This is a genomic window from Campylobacter sp. RM12640 (assembly GCF_020137595.1).
Lineage (GTDB): Bacteria > Campylobacterota > Campylobacteria > Campylobacterales > Campylobacteraceae > Campylobacter_E.
The window spans coordinates 1-1,069 of sequence record NZ_JACGAU010000058.1 but is presented as its reverse complement, the minus strand read 5'-3'; the positions used below and the strand labels follow the sequence as shown (position 1 = coordinate 1,069).

The 1,069-nt window shown below is 32.2% G+C and carries 1 protein-coding gene; it reads left to right on the top strand.

Annotation, left to right across the window (positions count from 1 at the left end; genetic code table 11):
• Window positions 1-1,014, top strand: a 1,014-nt coding sequence (locus AVBRAN12640_RS09855) for a methyl-accepting chemotaxis protein (RefSeq protein ID WP_214150668.1), incomplete at its 5' end; no start/stop codon positions are given.
• Window positions 1,015-1,069: the final 55 nt, after the last annotated feature.

Genomic DNA, 1,069 nt, shown 5'->3' with positions numbered 1-1,069 from the left:
ATTATCTTCGTAAAATTCCAAATCACTCGCCCACTAAACAATCTAACAGCTAAATCAAACGAACTTAGCAGTGGAGATGGAGATTTAACTAAAAAGCTAGATGATAAAGGTAATGATGAAATAGCTCAAGCTTGTAAAGCTATTAATATATTCTTAGAAAAAGTAAGAATTCTAATAGCACAAGCAAAAGATATCTCAAATGAAAACGCTTCAATAGCAAATGAATTAAGCCACACAAGTCTTCAAACAGGTAAGCGTGCAGAAGAAGGTAGTGTAATAGTTACAGAAGTAGCTAATAAAGGAACTAATACTAAAGCAAACCTTGATAAAGGTGTAATTGGTGCAGCTAAAGGTAAAGATGAATTAAGTAATGCAAGTAAGTTTATAAAATCAGCAAATGATGCTATTAATTCATTAACTAATCAAATAAATCATAGTGCTGATATAGAAAGTGCTTTAGCTAGTAAGATTGAGCAATTAAGCCGTGATGCTGATAATGTTAAATCTATTTTAGAAATAATTAACGATGTAGCAGACCAGACTAACTTACTTGCACTAAATGCTGCAATTGAAGCAGCACGTGCAGGAGAGCATGGTAGAGGATTTGCCGTAGTAGCTGATGAAGTAAGAAGTTTGGCTGAGAGAACTCAAAAAAGCCTTAGTGAAATAAATGCAACAATAAGCGTTATAGTTCAAGGTATTAAAGATGCAAGCGAGCAAATGAGCACTAATTCAGCAGAGATTAGTAAATTAACTCAAGTAGCAAGTAATACCCAAGATACAATTAATGAAATGGGTAAAGTAATGAGTGAAGCTGTAAAAATTAGTGAAGCAACTGTAAATGATTATATAAGCACAAGTAAAGATATGAGCGAGATATTAAGTGGAGTAAATAATATGAATACTATCACTAATGAAAACGCAAGAAGCGTAGAAGAAATAGCAGGAGCAGCAAATCATCTAAGTGAGATGACAGAACAACTAAACAAAAAGCTAAATGAATTTAGAACTTGATTTATTAGCTTAAAAATAAACTTATTATTAGGAATTAGTATGCTAGTTCCTAATA